At 51.0% G+C, this 16,633-nt stretch carries 10 protein-coding genes; 9 read left to right on the top strand and 1 reads right to left on the bottom strand.

Translation table 11 applies throughout. The features are described 5' to 3' along the window. The first annotated feature begins 595 nt into the window (after window positions 1–595). From V476_RS02835 to V476_RS02815, 7 genes are all read left to right on the top strand, one after another. Window positions 596–3,247, top strand: coding sequence for an AAA family ATPase (locus V476_RS02835; RefSeq protein ID WP_024959992.1), 2,652 nt, complete (start codon window positions 596–598; stop codon window positions 3,245–3,247). Between the two features lie 358 nt (window positions 3,248–3,605). Continuing rightward, window positions 3,606–7,271 carry an ATP-binding protein gene (locus V476_RS02830; RefSeq protein ID WP_024959993.1) on the top strand — a complete coding sequence of 1,222 codons (3,666 nt, stop codon included), beginning with the start codon at window positions 3,606–3,608 and terminating at the stop codon, window positions 7,269–7,271. A 258-nt stretch (window positions 7,272–7,529) separates the two neighbouring features. Then, window positions 7,530–8,063, top strand: a complete 534-nt coding sequence (locus tag V476_RS02825) for a recombinase family protein (protein ID WP_235810977.1) — start codon at window positions 7,530–7,532, stop codon at window positions 8,061–8,063. After that, window positions 8,051–8,218: a hypothetical protein gene (locus V476_RS28780; RefSeq protein WP_235810976.1), complete on the top strand. Its 168-nt coding sequence runs from the start codon at window positions 8,051–8,053 to the stop codon at window positions 8,216–8,218. The genes V476_RS02825 and V476_RS28780 overlap by 13 nt, the downstream gene beginning before the upstream one ends. Before the next feature lie 347 nt (window positions 8,219–8,565). Then, window positions 8,566–8,826 carry a hypothetical protein gene (locus tag V476_RS27905; RefSeq protein WP_146050773.1) on the top strand — a complete coding sequence of 87 codons (261 nt, stop codon included), beginning with the start codon at window positions 8,566–8,568 and terminating at the stop codon, window positions 8,824–8,826. Between the two features lie 334 nt (window positions 8,827–9,160). Further along, window positions 9,161–11,197, top strand: coding sequence for a PIN-like domain-containing protein (locus tag V476_RS02820; protein ID WP_024959994.1), 2,037 nt, complete (start codon window positions 9,161–9,163; stop codon window positions 11,195–11,197). A gap of 210 nt (window positions 11,198–11,407) precedes the next feature. Beyond that, the gene (locus V476_RS02815) at window positions 11,408–12,118 is read left to right on the top strand and encodes a hypothetical protein (RefSeq protein ID WP_024959995.1); all 711 of its coding nucleotides are present in this window, start codon (window positions 11,408–11,410) and stop codon (window positions 12,116–12,118) included. A 274-nt stretch (window positions 12,119–12,392) separates the two neighbouring features. Here V476_RS02815 and V476_RS02810 read toward each other — a convergent pair whose 3' ends face one another. Beyond that, on the bottom strand, window positions 12,393–14,804 hold the full coding sequence (locus tag V476_RS02810) for a DUF3772 domain-containing protein (protein ID WP_024692725.1): 2,412 nt from the start codon (window positions 14,802–14,804) through the stop codon (window positions 12,393–12,395). Window positions 14,805–15,142: 338 nt separating this feature from the next. Between V476_RS02810 and V476_RS02805 the strand changes: the two genes are divergently transcribed. Continuing rightward, the gene (locus V476_RS02805; RefSeq protein WP_003406441.1) at window positions 15,143–15,844 is read left to right on the top strand and encodes a glutathione S-transferase family protein; all 702 of its coding nucleotides are present in this window, start codon (window positions 15,143–15,145) and stop codon (window positions 15,842–15,844) included. A gap of 198 nt (window positions 15,845–16,042) precedes the next feature. Further along, the gene (locus V476_RS02800; protein WP_027902964.1) at window positions 16,043–16,609 is read left to right on the top strand and encodes a TetR/AcrR family transcriptional regulator; all 567 of its coding nucleotides are present in this window, start codon (window positions 16,043–16,045) and stop codon (window positions 16,607–16,609) included. The last annotated feature ends 24 nt before the right edge of the window (window positions 16,610–16,633 follow it).

Here is a 16,633-nt window from a genome sequence, read left to right as displayed (position 1 = left end):
AATGTCATACATGCCTAATTAGATCGATTCTAAGCTAGTCACCACAGATAAAGGTTCGAACCCCGCCTGGGACACCATACAATTCAAGGTCTTCAGCCGTTAGCATGGAGTGATTATAAACTTCATGGGTGCAGAGCGGGTGCAGGCGCTAGCTTAAAACTAAAGAAAGGTGCCGCTCATGTCCGCACTCCGAAAACAAGGGGCATGGGTTCGAATCCCGTAGGGGCACCAAAATGAAGTTTCTGGTTGTTTCCTGATGACTACGAAACGCCCCTCAAAGCCCGCCCTGTGCGGGCTTTGTTGTTTTTACTCGTCAACAATATCACCCCAACCACATCTGGCCTCTGAAGCCGTCGCCTTTTCTACAGCCTTGCCCATATGGAGCATCAACTCACTAGCGGCGTGGGAGTCGCCTTTCTGGGGGGGCACCCGCCCTGTGAGTCTCTGCAGTTCGTAATCTCATTACTCTCAGAATCTAATTCTGAGCAAAGCTGTGAGCGTTCTTTGCTAGGCTTGAGCCGTCTCGTTACGTCTATCTAGACGGCGGGCCTTCCAACAGGTACAACGTATCAAAAAGCCACTACAGGGACTGTGCATGAACTCTTACCAAGCAATCGTGGAGTGGGCGGCAAACGACCTGCCGGAATGGGAGGCAGACCTTGTCCGTCGGCTTTTACAAGACCCAGCGTTAAGCCCCGATCAGCTCGAACAAGTAGCGAAAAATGCGCTTTGCGCCTTCGGGATAAACGACCAAGGCGAAAATAAAGATTGCTCTCCGCCCGTCTATGAGCTGGACGGCCAAAATATCCAGACTTCCGACGAGCCTATAAAACTTTGTAGCATTGACCTTGTAGAGAACATTAACGCTATACATTCAGAAGCCAAGCTACCCTTTGGGCATTCTGGAATAACATTAATATATGGAGAAAATGGCTCCGGAAAATCAGGATACAGCCGTATACTGAAAAACGCTTGTTTCGCAAAGCATGTAGAAACATCACTGCTCAGCAATATTTATAAGCCAAAAACATCCAAACAGTCCGCACGCATAAGTTTTCTCAAAAATGGCAATAGGGAAGAATGGATCTGGACCCCAGGAAAAAACCACGCTGAATTAGCATCAATCAATGTGTTTGATACTGATTGCGGAAAAGCCCTACTTGATAGCAATAACCGCGTGACATACAAGCCACGAGGTGCAGATGTTTTTGACCACGTATCCCAAGTAGTAGAAAGTGTAAAAAACAAAATTCAATTGAAACTGCGGGATGCGAGTAAGCCTACTATAAAAGGTTTAGAAGATAACGTAGAAGCTCAAGCTTGGCTGGGCCGTCTATCGGACAAAACTAACACTGCTGATGTAAAGAACAGCCTCAATTGGAGCCAACAAGACGCAACTGAGCTAGCGACCTTAACTAGCTCCATCGCCGATTACGAAAACGGCACGACCGTAAAAACCATAGCTAAACTAAATAAGATCTCAACGGAACGGCTACCAAGAGCGATTCAAAAACTAACGTCCGCTGCGAAAATATTAAACGAAACAAAACCATCAGAGATTACAGATTTACAAGAGGCTGAAGCCGCTGCCAAAAAAACCTACGACCTCTCCCTGATCACCTTGGACAAAGCTGATCCATTAGAAGGAGTCCATTCCGACCCTTGGAAAGAGCTCTTCAAATCAGCTCGAGAGTTTTCTATTTCCCATGCGTACACCAGTAGTGAGTTTCCGAACACCAGTGACGACGCCCTGTGCGTTCTTTGCATGCAGTCACTTGACGAACATGCAAAAGATCGTCTTGAACGCTTTGAGCGTTTTATGCAAGACAAGAGCAAAGTAACTTATGACCAAGCCTGCACCAATCTAAAAAATAAAAAAGATGAAATCTTCAATTTAGCTTTACCCGAGTCAGAGGCATACGAGCCTTTGTGTAATGAACTGGTCGAGATCTTAGGCTCAGACTTTGGTCTGGCTGAAGCCTTTCGCACCTTGAAGGCTAGACAAGATTTTTTTAAACCTGGCCAGACTACAGATATAGAATATAAAGGGCTCCCCATTTTCGGCGAAAATATAAATAAAAGTATCTCGGAAAGCCTTCAGAATAAATTGAAAGAGCTTCAAGAAAATATCGCCCCGGAAAAACATGAGCTCGACAAAACAAGTCATGAAAAGAAAATTAACAAAAAACTTTTATCAAATGCATCCGAAAAAATTATTAATTATATAGATAACCTCAAGCGCAACAAAGATGTCGAAGTTGCTACCAACTCTCTGCGACAGACAAAAACGCGATTCTCTAGCAAAGCTAAGTCAATTATCTCTCAATTAATCACACCTGACTTCATAAAAAATTTTACAGCAGAGCTGGATGAGCTCGGTATCGCGTTGGACGTCCAAATAGCTCCAATCGTCAGAGATAGTGATACTTCACACAGCTTTTCCATTGGTGCACAAAAGCCTGGGAAAGTTCTCAGCGAAGGAGAGCAAAAAGTAGTATCTCTTGCGGCATACCTTGCAGAGATAAAGACTTTCTCTAATTCGGCTCCTATTGTATTTGATGATCCTGTTAGTTCGCTTGATCATATTTACCGTGAAAAAATTGCTTCAAGGTTATGCAGGGAAGCACTAACAAGGCAGTTGATAATATTCACCCATGATTTAGCGCTTATCATGGAAATCGATGGCAAGTGTGACGAAATGGCTTTAGAAATTAGTCATCGTCCCGCCGTCTCATCCTTTACAGTTAGACGAAATGGCAGAGACTCTGGTTTTTGTCATGTAGAGGCACCATGGCGAGGAATGAGCACAGCCAATAGAGCGCAGAACTTAGAGCAGGAACTAAACTCGTTCAAAGGGCTCTATGAAATAGATATATTAGCCTATAATCATAAGTCCGCTATGCTCTACTGCTTACTAAGAGAGGCTTGGGAGGCCTCAATCGAACAGGATCTGTTCTATGATATAGTCAGTCGAGGAAGGAATAGCGTTCAGACTACCAGGATTGGTCTCATCACAATAGAACCAACGGATGCGACTAAAATTACTGCGAATATGTCGCTCTCTAGTAACTGGATGTATGGCCACCATAAATCAAGGGCGCTTTCAGAAAACAGACCGGCTCCACTTGAAATCAAAAACCATATTGATGCGTTGAGAGTTTTCGCGGCTGATATAGCGACTCGAAGGAAATCTGCGGATGCAGCATTCAAGGCGTTAAAAAAAGCCCCTACCAGTGCAATTGGGTGATCGGAGTAGTAGCACCGGTGCAGTGAAAGCTGCACCAGTGTATCCCTCATTTAACGGCACGAGCTATTTATAGCACCTGGTTCGTAGTGCCCTGCGATCCATGACGAGACCCAAGGACGTGTGTGAGTCGTCAGCATTATCCCGGAGAATTCAACATCGAAGCGTTCACGGAGTTTCCCGAAGGCAATCTACCCATTGTCGAAGTAGCCATTTCACCGCTCGGCCTGTATGCGTGGATAAAGTTCACAGCAAACCTTGTATGTCTAGCATCAAAGTCGGCTATCACGCAGAAAAGCCATCAAACTGCTTATAAAAATGCTAACCAGCTTTATACCGAGAAAAATACAGGGAGAACGGCATGGCCACCCAAACAATTCAGCAACTGGCGACCATTACTGACGCAGCTCAGTTTGAACGCATTGCTACATCGGTGCTTCGCTCTGCTGACCCTGACCTCTATGCGAATCTGTCGCATCAGGGGGTGAATACTAATGGTAAGACTGTAAAGGCGCCGTTGGATAACTTGGGCTGGGTCACCATTGATGGAGAGTCCATGTTTGTTGCTGGGGCACATACAACATCAAGCCGAGATGATCTTGAAAGAAAGTGGCTGCACAACCCCTCTACCGTGAAGCCCCGTAAACAAAATGGCAAACCAACACAGCCCCCCGGGGATTTGGTCAAGGCACTCGCGGAGATTGTAAATCTACGGAAGCAGCACCCTAATTTGAGGGCGACGTTAGCGTTGACTTGCAATAGGGAGGAGCCGACGGTAGTCCGCCTCAAAGCTCAAGCCCTCGCCAGTGATTACAACGTCACTCTTGATGTTTGGTCAGTCTCGAGAATTGCACAGTATTTGGATACGACATCAGAAGGGCAAGCGATACGTCGTGCTTATCTTGGCGTGCAGCCAAACTTGCTGTCGATGGGCGAACTGCTTCGAATAGGTAGGTTAAGTCTGAATGCGCGGCTGCCAGCTACGAATAGAGATGCCTTGGTTTCTCGAGAACAAAGTTTCGCAGGCGCGGGCCATTTACTGCTCGCTGGCGCTTCTGGTATGGGCAAAACCACTATCTGTTTCGAAATCCTGCATCAGGCTTTAGTTGAAGGGCAGCCAGGCATCGTGCTGAGCGATCAAACAGTACGTGCCGCTGGTTCTATAGAAGAAGCAATCGATATCGAGCTCCGACGCTATCTCCCTGAGTTGGAGCCGCTTGCAGGTTTTAAAGCACTTGAACTAAGTAGCGAGCTGAAGCCATTTGTCGTTGTAGTAGAGGACATAAGCCGCGCTGAGAATACTGTGAGCTTGATGAATAAGCTGGTTGCTTGGGCGTTGCGAGGAAGCTCTCAATCCGATAGTCACCCGCTCCGGAAATGGCGCTTACTTTGTCCAATTTGGCCAAAGTTTTTAGCAGGCCTGGAAAGTAAAGAAGAGCTAACAAACGGCGGGATGGTTCATGTAGTAGGTCTTTATTCGACAGAAGAGGCTTTAGAAGCAGTGCGGCTCCGAGGTTTGGTATTGGGGTATCCGCAAAACGATCTATCAGCTGCTGCAGTCGCTCGTGAGCTGGGTCACGACCCTCTGCTAATTGGACTTTACGATTTTGCCCATTCTGCGCGGGCACAAGACGTAATTGCACAGTATGTTAGCCGTGAGTTAGATAACGTGGCTTTGTCATCTGAACTGACCGCGACTGACCTTGAAAACGCCGTGAATGCACTCCTTTCTGGGATGTTGCATCAACGTTGTCTGGTACCAACTTGGCGCGAAGCACAAGCCTGGTTGAATTCCTATGATCTGAGCGCTCTGCGATATCTCGTTGCCAAAGGGGGAGTTTTGCGATTAAGCAAAGCGGGTGGGTCAGAAGTCATTGAGTTGCGACATGGACGCATTCTACACACGCTGCTCGCCAACTTCATCGCCACGCAAATAAATGCTGATCATCAAGCTGCCTATCTTTCAGATCCCTACTTTGCGGAGTTCGTGGGCACTGCTGCTTCGCTTACGGCCCTCGACCCAAACCGTTTGTATGCTTTGATGTCCGAAAGTCCGCTGGTCGCCTTTCATGCCTTTAAGAATTCTGTACAGCGAAAGAGCGATTATACTGCTCATACAGCGTCTGTTATTGATGCTTGGATTAACATGGCGGCCACCCGGACCAATGCATACTACAGCCGGCGAGCTCGTGGCTTGCAAATCCTTTCCGAGATTGACTCGCCAGATGTTCTTGACTTGACGTACATGTTTCCGCAGGACGATTTTAATCCATATATGTACGAGGCTCAGTTCCGCAATGGAAACTTATCAGCAGGTTTAAATTGGGTCTCGAGTTACTCTTTCGGGGTGAATGTCAACGACAGAGATAAACTCGTGGAGCATGTTCGTAATAAATATGGCCGCGGACTTGAGCGGGCCATTGAGAAAGTCCTAGTAGATCCGGAGTCGTCGATTTTCAATACGAAAAGTAGTGCACTATATTTAGCCGGATATCTTGCGGAGCCAAGACTCTCGGCTGCTGTGCGTACAGCATGGCGACAATTAGATCCTGAAGAGCGGGATTTGGAAGCTTTTTTATGGGCCGCTGCGCATACCTGTGGTGATGAAGTGGCTACCACGCTTGGCCCTGTATGCGATGCTTGGGAAGCTCTACCGGAACGAGAAGATAGCGTTTTTGGCAAAACGAACCGGACTTCATTGGCCGCTCATGGCATCTCTTGGAAGTTTCGTGATCATGTCCCTCGCGCCGCGTTGCCGTACTTTGTATTGCGAGCCAAACAATCCGAAGCTCTAGAATGGCCCATAACCTACATGCTACGCGGGGTTGATGACCCTATTGCACTCCAACACGGGGTCGAATACGTTGCCGGGCGTACGCGAGAATCGGCTGGAACTGGTGGATATGTTGACCACTTTTTGAAGGACGAGTGGCGTCGTCAAACAGAAAAAGATGGACGGGTCATGTCCATTGAAAGCAAGCAGCATCTAGCTAACTTAGCGATGAATCTCGATAACGATCCCTACCTCCGCAAGTCCTCATTTTCCCTTTGGGAAGTTTGCGTTGCTCCGGGAGATCTCGATATTGCGCGTAATGTTAAAGTCGGTGATGTACTTCACGATCCTGCGGTCTGGGCTCGAGCGCGAAGAGCTGATTTTTCGGTAATTCCGGAATTGTTGAAGAAAATTGAAGAAGATCCAAGTTATTGGTGGCAGGCAGGAAGATACATCTGGACGGTTGAGCTCACTGCTGCGCTCGATGCATCACTTCATGCTCTTGAAGAGTCCACGTTAGAGGAAGACGAGAATGGCCTTTGGATGTTTCCGGAGCTTGTCTTGCAACTCGATTCCGTAACGGCGGAACGATTGGTCTTAAATTCTTGGTCAAAAATTCAATGCATTCCAGAGTTTGTTCACGTAGCTCTGTGTTTGGCGACACCTAAGCTAGTTAATCTCGCCAACATGGCCATTGCGGAGGCCGCTGACCCGCATAAACTTTTGGAACATTTTCCTTTTACCGCGGGCTTGTTTATGTCTAATCGTCCTGTACTCACTCGAAGTGCACAGCTAGACGCGCTTCGCCCCCATCTAAGCTTACTTTCGGAAAGTGATATTTTTGTTCTGTGGGAAACCTGCAACAAAAACAACTGGCTCCAGTTTCGAAAACAAAATCTAGACCCTATCCTGTTTGCGTTGCGCTCTCCTAAGTCAACAGCCCTATTGAATCGTGAAGCCGTAGACATGTCGGATATTGAAGAGGCTCTGGCCGGTAAGCGTTTTTGGCACGGCCAATGGATTGAAAAACAGGCTAGGAATGGGGTTGAGCGTGAGAAAATATTTCCTGCGCTTCTTCAGTGGGTAAAGAGCAAAGGCACTGAGGAAGCTCTATCTATAGTAGACCCAATATTTTCTTCGGAAGCTAACCGGACGCAGTTTGCGCAACTCAAAGAAATCAGCGCTTTTATCGAAGGTAGGGATTCGATTCTAGACAAGATCAGATTTGAAGTGTTTCACAGAACTTTGAGGTGACGAACGGCTTTGCGATCGGCTGAGTAGGGATAATGAATCCAAGTGGGTGAGCTGGAAGAGTGCCGCTGAACAGCCTAAGGGACCGCAAGCGGTATCAGTGTGCTGTGTCGCTAACCCATTTCCAACTATCAAATAAGTCTACCGCTGCGAGAATTGATTGAGTAGTTAGGTTGACTATCAAATAGATATTGGCGTATCTCCAAATGATAGATTATTATTGGGCTATACGTTTATATGTCTTAATGAGAGTTTTCCTCTATGGTCTTTGCACACCTCTATCTTCGAGCCTCAACACAAGATCAGGATGCGAATCGGGCTCGCGCTGCTTTGCTGGCTTTTGCAGCCAGCCGACACTATGAGGTGGCAGGGATCTATGCCGACAATTTCTCCGGCACCAAATTGCAACGGTCTGAACTCCACTGGCTGCTGACCAGTGCAGAGTCTGGACAAGTTTTGTGTGTTAAATCGGTGGATCGTCTTTCTCGGCTCAGCCAAGCGGATTGGGAAACCCTCAAAGGAACGATCAATTCGAAAGGTTTGAGGCTAGTAGTGGCTGACTTACCCACTAGTTGGGAACATCTGGACAGTCCCTCTAGCGGGCGCATTGACATTGCGGGTTCTGTCATGCACGTGATCAATAACATGCTCATTGATCTGATGGCGACGATGGCCCGCCTTGATCAAGAAAAGCGTGTCGAGCGGATCAGGCAGGGTATCGCCAACAAGAGGGCGGCTGATCCCTCCTGGAGGGCTGTAGGGAAACGGAAGAGCACCGAGAAATGGCAACGGTAGAAAAGCTTCTCAAAGGTCAAACTGCCTCGAACATGACTATCAAAGAAATTGCCCAGGCTGCAAATGTCGGCGAAGCCACAGTCTACAGAATTAAAAAAGAGCTTGGCGCCATGATACCGCCGCAAGGGCGGCATGTGCTTCCCCTAGATCTCTGATGGCGTAATTGGGTATATCACCGTTTTTTCAGCGGGTATTAACAGGGGTATGACAAGGATGAACAAAGCTACAGCGGCTTTTCTAGGGATTTTTTTCTGCGCTGTCTCTCAAGCCCAAGAATTTGACTTCAATGGTGCTGTGTTAGGAATGAGGCTCACTGAGTTTTATAATCAATGGAAAACTGACTCCTGACGGCAAGGCCGGATGGTGTGACCAGAGAGCGGGAAAACTGGTTTGTCACCGGGTTGGCGATGACCCATTTGGGCAAATCTACGGCCCTGCCTTTGGTGACTATCATTTCGACAAAGACAAGAGCGGTGAGCTTCGTCTTTACATGATTATGCTCATGGCTGACCGTAGAAATTACGCTATTGCCGAGGCGGGTCTTACCCAAAAATGGGGAGCTGGTAAATCGATCGTTTCAACAGCAACAAACGGGCTAGGGCAAGAAATCAAGGCGACCACTCTGAGTTGGAACAAGCCGGACTCCTCCATCAAGCTTGAGGCTCCGTGTGGTGACGTCAAGTACCTTTGCCTGACATACACTCACAAATTCCTTTCTAAAGAAGTGGCGGGTTCTGCACCACCTTCAGGTCCTGGTTTCTAGGAATCAATCCAAAACTCATGCAGCGGCATTAGGGCTAGCAAAAGGGTGGAGTACAGGTGCATCCATAATACCTCGAGCGAAAGGATGGATTCAGCAAAGACGCTGGTTTGTTTTCGGTAGGAGTAGGGCTTCCCTTTAGTCTAGGTAAGGCGAACAGTCCTCAGCCCCTGAAATTGGGTATGCGTCCGGCCAACACACCTTCCTGACCCCGACACCAAAGGGGATGGTGTCTCCTATGAACCCGTACCTCTTGGGTGTTGCAGCGATTCTCTATGGATATGATTAGGGAGTGGGGTTAAGCTCGGGCGGACATGAATACGCCAAGGAATAAGCGATGCTGCTCGGGCTCAATCTTCTAAAGAAAACCAAGGACGAATTTCTCACAGATCTTGCCAATCTGGCCAAAGCGAAAGACACCCTGATATTCATCGATACCAACATCCTGTCATACCTGTTCAAGCTCCACTCCGCTGCGAGGCAAGAGTTTTTTGACTGGGCGGTGGTGGCGATTAGCGAGCAGCGCCTTTATCTACCAGCGTGGTGCGCAGGTGAATATCTGGCAAGAGTTAGAGAAAACCTGCTTCACACTTACACCCCAAAAAGTAAGGGTGACGACCAGCCGAGGAAGGCCCTTGAGGCGATGCTCGATACTGCCTCACTGTTCGTAGATGACGCAGTACTCAGATCAACCACCTATTCCGGCAGCCGAACCGAATATTTAGCGGGCTTCCGGGAAGCCATAGACGGCCTCAAGCAATACACCCAGGCGTTCAAGCACCAATTTGACCCGGACAAAATCCACGCTGAAATTGAGGAGCATCTGGGGCCGGCTGTGCTTGAATCACCCATTGCCAAACTCTGCGACCGAGCGGCCAAAGAAGGGCCTTCACGGATTGAGCATCGGTTACCTCCTGGCTTTCGGGATGAAGCGAAACCTGAAAACCGCTTAGGCGATTTGATCATTTGGTTGGAGATTCTTGAATATAGCCGTGTGCGAAAAAATGACTTTTCTCACGTGCTCTTTTTGACTAATGATGAGAAGTCGGACTGGGTATACGTGCCGGCAAAACGACTTGATACAACGCGCACCGGCCTAAAACCGATTCCAAACAATAATCCTAATCTGAAGATTATCGATCCTCGTCTGGTTTCTGAATTCAAACAGACGATCGGCCATCCGCATGTCTCAATTTGCACCCTATCTACCTTGGTGCAGGGCCTATCCAAAACTGATCCTACGACTGTCGCCCAGCTCGCCGCTGCGATCCAGATCGAATTGGTAGCAAGCGAAGGGCTAGCGGCTGAAATAAATACGTCCGTGGTGGAACTGCCAAATGCAGAAGTGGAAATCGAACCTGTACCGGCTCCCGAACCTGCACCGGTTCCGGTTCCCGAAGCAGTACCTGGAGTTGATCCTCTAGCGGAACATGCAGCCGGTGATCATGGGATCGACGCAGCTAACATTGTGCCTAATGTTGCCCCAGAGCAGCCTGTCCAGGTAGACCCAGTCGTCCATGCGGCTCCCGACCCTGGAGATGAGATAGCAGGCGCCATCCAGTTGGAAGGATACCGAGATTCAACCTATCAGGCGGATGCCCCTGGTGAGCTCAACGACATAATCAGCGCTCTCCAATCACACAATTGGTATGTTCAGAATCCCGCTATAGAAAAGCTGAGAACGATCATCCACGAAGAGTTCCCCCCTACTTCTTGGTTTGTTTTAGGTCGCAATATCTATCAGGCCGCGTGTGGGAACGCACAGAAGGCTATGGATTTCATATCTAACCTGGATACTCGCCTTAAATGGTTCCCTCACCCCATCTCGAAATACGTCCTAGCAGGTATTGTTTTCGAAATTTATTTCGACAGCAAAGGCGCGCTGCGCGATTCGCCAAAAGCTGGCTACTTAGCCAAACCGTTATCCCTACTCGCCAAAGCTGACTATCCGGATGTGCGCGCATTTATCAGATCAAAGCTGGAGCTCGCTGGTGCGCACCTCTTCTTCTCCCCTGGTGACGACCAACAGCGTACGGTGGCCGTTCAGTCGGAACCAGTCGAAACTGAAGACGTTCTCGACGCCGGTAAGCGAAGACAATTGAGCTCGATTACCCTCAATGGACGCCAAATTCTGGTGGATGCGCCGCCAGACGAGGATAGCTGGTCGACCCGCTATAGGATGACCTATAGCAGTACAGATATTCTGGAGGACATCTCCACCAGCCTGTCGATTCCTCGCTGGGCGCTCACCTTGGTACTGAACCCGGAAGTCGATGCCAACGTTCGATTCGTCCTCCCCGACGATCGCTGGTTTAGACCTGGCATCGTGCTGGAAACAGATGGCGCGGATAGAGCGGCTCAAGCCAACGACTGATCTTTCGGCTGTATTGGCTCAGCCGTCGGCATTCGGTATGAACTAGGCAAGTCATCGGCAGCGATTAGAGCATCTCGCTGTAGTGGTAGACACAAGAGTCCATGCGAAAGATACTAGGCTGCTACAGTAATAGCGGCCTAGGGCTCACAAGAAGAGACTAGGAGTATAGTCATGCAACAGAACCAGAACGTAAACTATTAAGAGAGAATTATGCAAGATCTAAAAACAGTTTTAGATGTCTTAGAGACGATGAAACCTTATCGCCCTCGTGCAGCGTTGACTAAGTTTGAAAGTGTCGTAGATCGTATTTCTAAGTATGGAATTATGACTGCGGCTGTACCATTCTTTTTACTTGTGCTCCTCGCCCTGTGGCACAAGCTTATCTTCACGCTGTCGGAAGGATGGGTGACGTTGGCCATTTGGAGTGCCATGCTTTCACAATTGATTGCAACACTGTCTTTACTATGCCCACCTGTTCTTATGGTATTCAGTATATGGATGTGGAAGGAGAGATCACGCATTCTTAGGGACGCTGAGATTGACCATGATCAGCATCATACAATTCAACTGAGGCAGTACGAGGTGAAAAGCCTGAAAAGCGCCAAAAACTACCTGGAGTTAAAAATCAAACGCCTAGAGCGTCGCTTGGGTTATTTTATTGAGGCTGACGGTAAAAAATTTGCTGCGTTCTCTCTTTTAGTCCTGAATTTCACATTAGGCAACATGCTCACGCAAGGTAACTGGTCATCCCTGTTTTCGACAAGCTTGGATAGCCCGCTTTCGACTAAAGTCGTAACGATAATGATGGCATTCCTTTTTCTAATTTCCATCAGCGCAATGTGCATTCGCTTCATCACTAATCGTGACGCTTATCGTATAGAGCTGATTGAATTATCGCTTGCTTCCCGAGACTCGGAGTGATTCAGCTTTTGATAGCGCTTAATATTTAAATCTTATTGGTTGCTCAATTTCTATTGAGCCACCAATGTGTGTAGTTCTGATGCGCAGTTTGCGGGCACTGGGCCGATTTTTATGCCGAGTTAGAGGTGAGTGATTGGGAGCGTAAGCAAAACTATGAGCGCTTTTTCCATTAATCGATTCTCACCTATTAAGCTCCTGCCTCGTTTTAATCAGTTAAGAACCGACGTCGGCGGTACCACCGCCGCGCCCTGCGTGCCGTCTTATCCTTGAGACATCACTGACTCTCCTCCGCCGCCGCATCCTTCCCAGCCCCCTCATTAATCAACACCATGCTCTGCGGTGCAGACAGCGCTACACCCAATTCCCTCAGACGCCCCAAGACCGTAAACAACAGATCACTCCGTGCGCCACCCACCGAGCGTGGGCTGTTCACGTAGCCGCTGGCGCTGATGATCAAACCGGTATTGGTCAGGTCCTTGAAGGTGACTGAAGGCGCTGGCGCATCGAGTATGGCTTCATGCTCGGTGAAGGCCTGCAACAGCAGTTCGCGTATTTGCAGGACGTCTGTTTCCAGGGGCAGCGTAAGGGTGATTCCGACCACGCCCAGCGCATTGCCCATGGTGACGTTGCGCACGTTCTGCGTGATGAACTGCGAGTTCGGCACGATCACTGTCGAGCGGTCGCCCATCTGGATTTCGGTCGCGCGGACGTTGATCCGGCGAATATCTCCTTCGACCCCCGCCAGGCTTACCCAGTCGCCGACTTTGACCGGACGCTCGGTCAGCAGAATCAGGCCGGAGATGAAGTTCTGCACAATGGCTTGCAGGCCGAAACCTATCCCCACCGACAGCGCACTGACCACCCAGGTCAGGTTGGTGAGGCTGATGTTGAGTGTGGACATCACCACGGCCACCACCAGCACAAAGCCGATGTAACCGATCAGGGTCACCAGCGAGGCCTGCATGCCTGCGTCCATGTTGGTTTCGGGCAGCAGGCGTTCTCCAAACCATTCCTTGAGTACACGCACACTCAGCAGGCCGACGACCAGGCAGACCAATGCCACCAGAATGTCGCTGGGGACAATGTTCAGGTTGCCCATGGATTTGGACGTGACATCCAGCTGAGTAAAGCTGGCGAGCAGATCGCCCGGGCTCGACCCTGAGGGCAGGAACGCCAGCAGGACAGCGGTGAGCAGCAGCAAAGTGCGGCCTATGCCGGCCAGCACGGTACTTGCCTGCGCCTGATGGCGAGTGGACAAACCCAGCGCTGAGCCCAGCGCCAGGCCGCCAGGTTGTTTGGGCGACAGGAGGGTTTCGCAGATGTCACCGAAGCAGGCGATCAGCAGGTACGCAGTGGACGCCACTACGCTGACCCAGAGCAGTTTCACTGCCAGAAAGTAAGCCAGCGTCAGGTAGCCGCTCAGCAACGCCAGCAAACTCAGGCCGACCCACACCGCGACGATAAACGGAATCAGCCCGGCGAAGCCTGCCGGGCGCTCCAGCTCAAAGCGGCGGCGGGTACGGCGGTAGCGCAACAGGGCGTAGAAGAATACCAGCGAAACCGCCAGTGCCGTCAGGCCATTGACCGCAACCGTCAGGGCCAGGCTGCTGGCAATCACACTGTTGATTCGCTCCTGTGTGCCGATGACCATCAGTGCCAGCGCCAGGGCAGGGGGGAAGCGGCCCAATGCGGTGGCGATCTGGTCAGGAATTTGCGGCAGGCGCCACGAGGCGTGTGCCAGCATCAACAGCGCGCGGCCCAGACCGACGATGAAGGCGCAGAAGGTAATCAGCGTCTGCACCTGATCGAGCAGATTGACTACGTCATTGCTGAGCACCGCGTTGTGGACGATTCCCCAGCGCAGCAAGGAAGTGGCAATGGTGATGGTAAGAATGGTCGACAGCCCGACAGCCAGGGCCAGAGCACTGCGGCGCAGGCGGCCTTCGGGCAGCCAGCGAATCATCGCCCAGATCAGCAGGCGCTCCAGCAGTCGCCGGACAACCACCCAGATGAACAATGCGCCCAGCACCACGCTGATGAATTGCACACGGTTGTCCGGTGCCATCGCGTTATTGAGCACCTGGCGCACGTCCACCAGAAGCCTGTTCAGGCGTCCCAGGTCGTCATCGGTCGGGCGAATCAGCGTGGACCAGAATGCCGAACTGAGCGGGCTCGCCGTGCGCGTGCTGATCTGTGAATCGAAGAGGCTGCGGCGCAGGTTGAATATCTGCGTGGCCAGATCCCGGGCTGACTGGCTTAGCTCATTGGTCTGACGTTCATCATTGACCAGCGCGTTTTTCTGTGCGGTCAACGTCTTGCGCTGACTGGTCAGGCTTTGCGCTTCGTCCGGTTGCACCGGCCCGAGAATGTTGAGCTGATCATTCAGGTGTTCGATGTCGACAGCTTGCTGCGCAACCAGATTGTCGGCTTGTTTCTGAACCTGCAAAGCCGCCTGACGCAGGCTTGAAAGCAGGTCATCGTTGGCACTGCCCGTCACTTTCTGACGGATCTGATCGAGCTGTTGGTTCAGATCATCCAGGCTTGGGACAACCACGGCAGGCGCTGCGCTGCTGGCACTATCGGCCTGGGGCGCGGGGGCATTCTGGGCCAGGGCCGGCAAGGTCACGCACAGCAAGAGCAAGGCGAGCAACCCGGTACGAAAACGGTTCAGCGAAGCGTGCTGCATTCTTTTTCCTTCTTCTCTGCGCGATGCGGCCTGGCAAGGCCTGTGGTTCGAGCCTGGGTCTTGTACGTTTTTGAGCAGCATTCACTGGCCGCCCGAGATCGGCGCACAGGATATCAAGGCGCTCACGTTTGAGCGCTGTCAATGCGGGCCAACCCATGCCTGAAGGCTGCATTTTCAGCACAATTCTGTCCGGTTGCTAGGCTTGCTGATCAGCCGAGCCAAATATGGTCTACCTAACAAATGTTAGGTAGACGTTGACTCGGTGCAAAAGTACCGCTACGGTATGGCTACCTAACGATAGTTAGGTAGGTTTTCTACCCTACCTCACAGGCCCGACCATGACCTCTAAATTGCGACTTTTCACCTCTCCTTCGGCTTTTCCGAATCCTCAACGCCTGCGTTTGTTCATCCACGAAAAAGGCATTGCCGATCAGTTCGACGAAACCATTTATGACATGACGCCGGGCGGAGAGCAGCGTGGCTGGCGTCACCTGAACATGAACCCGTGGGGTGAAACACCGACCCTGGAACTGGCAGACGGCAGCTTCATTTCCGAGACGGCCGCTATCGCTCGCTATCTGGATCAGGCTTATCCGGGCCGCAAGATCATGGGCGAGGGCGCTCTGGAGCAGGGCCTCGACAACATGTGGGATAACCGCATCTGGGTGCATATCCTCTATCGGATCGTTACGGCCTTTCACGTGCTGCACACCGGCCTCGGTTTCAAGCTTGAACTGACCAAGAACGAAGCATGGGGCGAGCATTGCCGCAAAGAGGCGCTGAGCCATGCGGCATTGGTCAATCGTCATTTGTCCGATGGTCGCGAGTGGCTGCTGGGCGGCGATGCGCCAACGTTCGCGGACATCACGCTTGCAACCGCCATTGCCTTCTCCAAGTTCCCGGTCAACGCCACGCCACTGGATGAGCGTTTCGAGTTCCTGGACCTGTACTGGCAGCGCTGGCAGAAGCGTCCGGCTTTCCAGGCGGCTTATGCTGATCGCAGCAGCGGTATTCCTGAGCTGGACTCCCCGGCCGAATGATTGAGCTGTTGTACGCGCACCTTATCGCCGGGAACGTCAAGCAGGATGTTCCCGGCGATAGCCGTTGCAGCTTGGGAGAAACCGACGATGGCCGTTCAGCAGCCATGCGCTACACCGTCTTTCTACCTAACAAAAGGCAGGTTTTTGAATTAGCATGTGTCGGTCTCCAGAAACGCGTCCGAAGTACAAGGCACTACGATGACCATCAACGCCCGTGAGGCGATTCTGCTTGCTGCGAGAAACATTGCCCAGTCGCAGGGCTACAACGGCCTGAACTTTCGCGATCTGGCCGCCCAGGTCGGAATCAAGCCGGCCAGTATTTACTACCACTTCCCCAGCAAGGCTGATCTGGGTGTCGCGGTTGCCAGGCGATACTGGCAGGACGGTGCCGCTGCACTCGAGACGATCTCCGCAGAAACCCCCGATCCCGGCGAAGCGTTACAGCGTTTCCCGGAAATTTTCCGGCGTTCGCTGGAGGTTGAAAACCGCCTTTGCCTGGGCACTTTCGTAGGCGCTGAAACCGACAACCTGCCGCCGGAGATGACTGAGGAAATGCAGCTGTTTGCCCAAGTCAACATTGCCTGGCTGAGCAAGCTTCTGGTGGCCGCGAACATTTGCACGCCCTCGGACAGCGAGGTGCGGGCGCAGGCCATTTTTTCCGCTGTGGCGGGCGCTCAACTGGTTGCCAGAAGCAGGTCGGACATTTCCCTGTTTGACACGTTGATCGACACCTATCGTGCCTGTGGGCCGTTGCCGAACCAATGAGTGTGGAACGGCGCTGACACTCGA

It is taken from the genome of Pseudomonas syringae KCTC 12500 (genome assembly GCF_000507185.2).
In the GTDB taxonomy this organism is placed as follows: domain Bacteria; phylum Pseudomonadota; class Gammaproteobacteria; order Pseudomonadales; family Pseudomonadaceae; genus Aquipseudomonas; species Aquipseudomonas syringae.
Note: the sequence above shows the minus strand (reverse complement) of the source record. Positions and strands in the feature narration are given on the sequence as shown.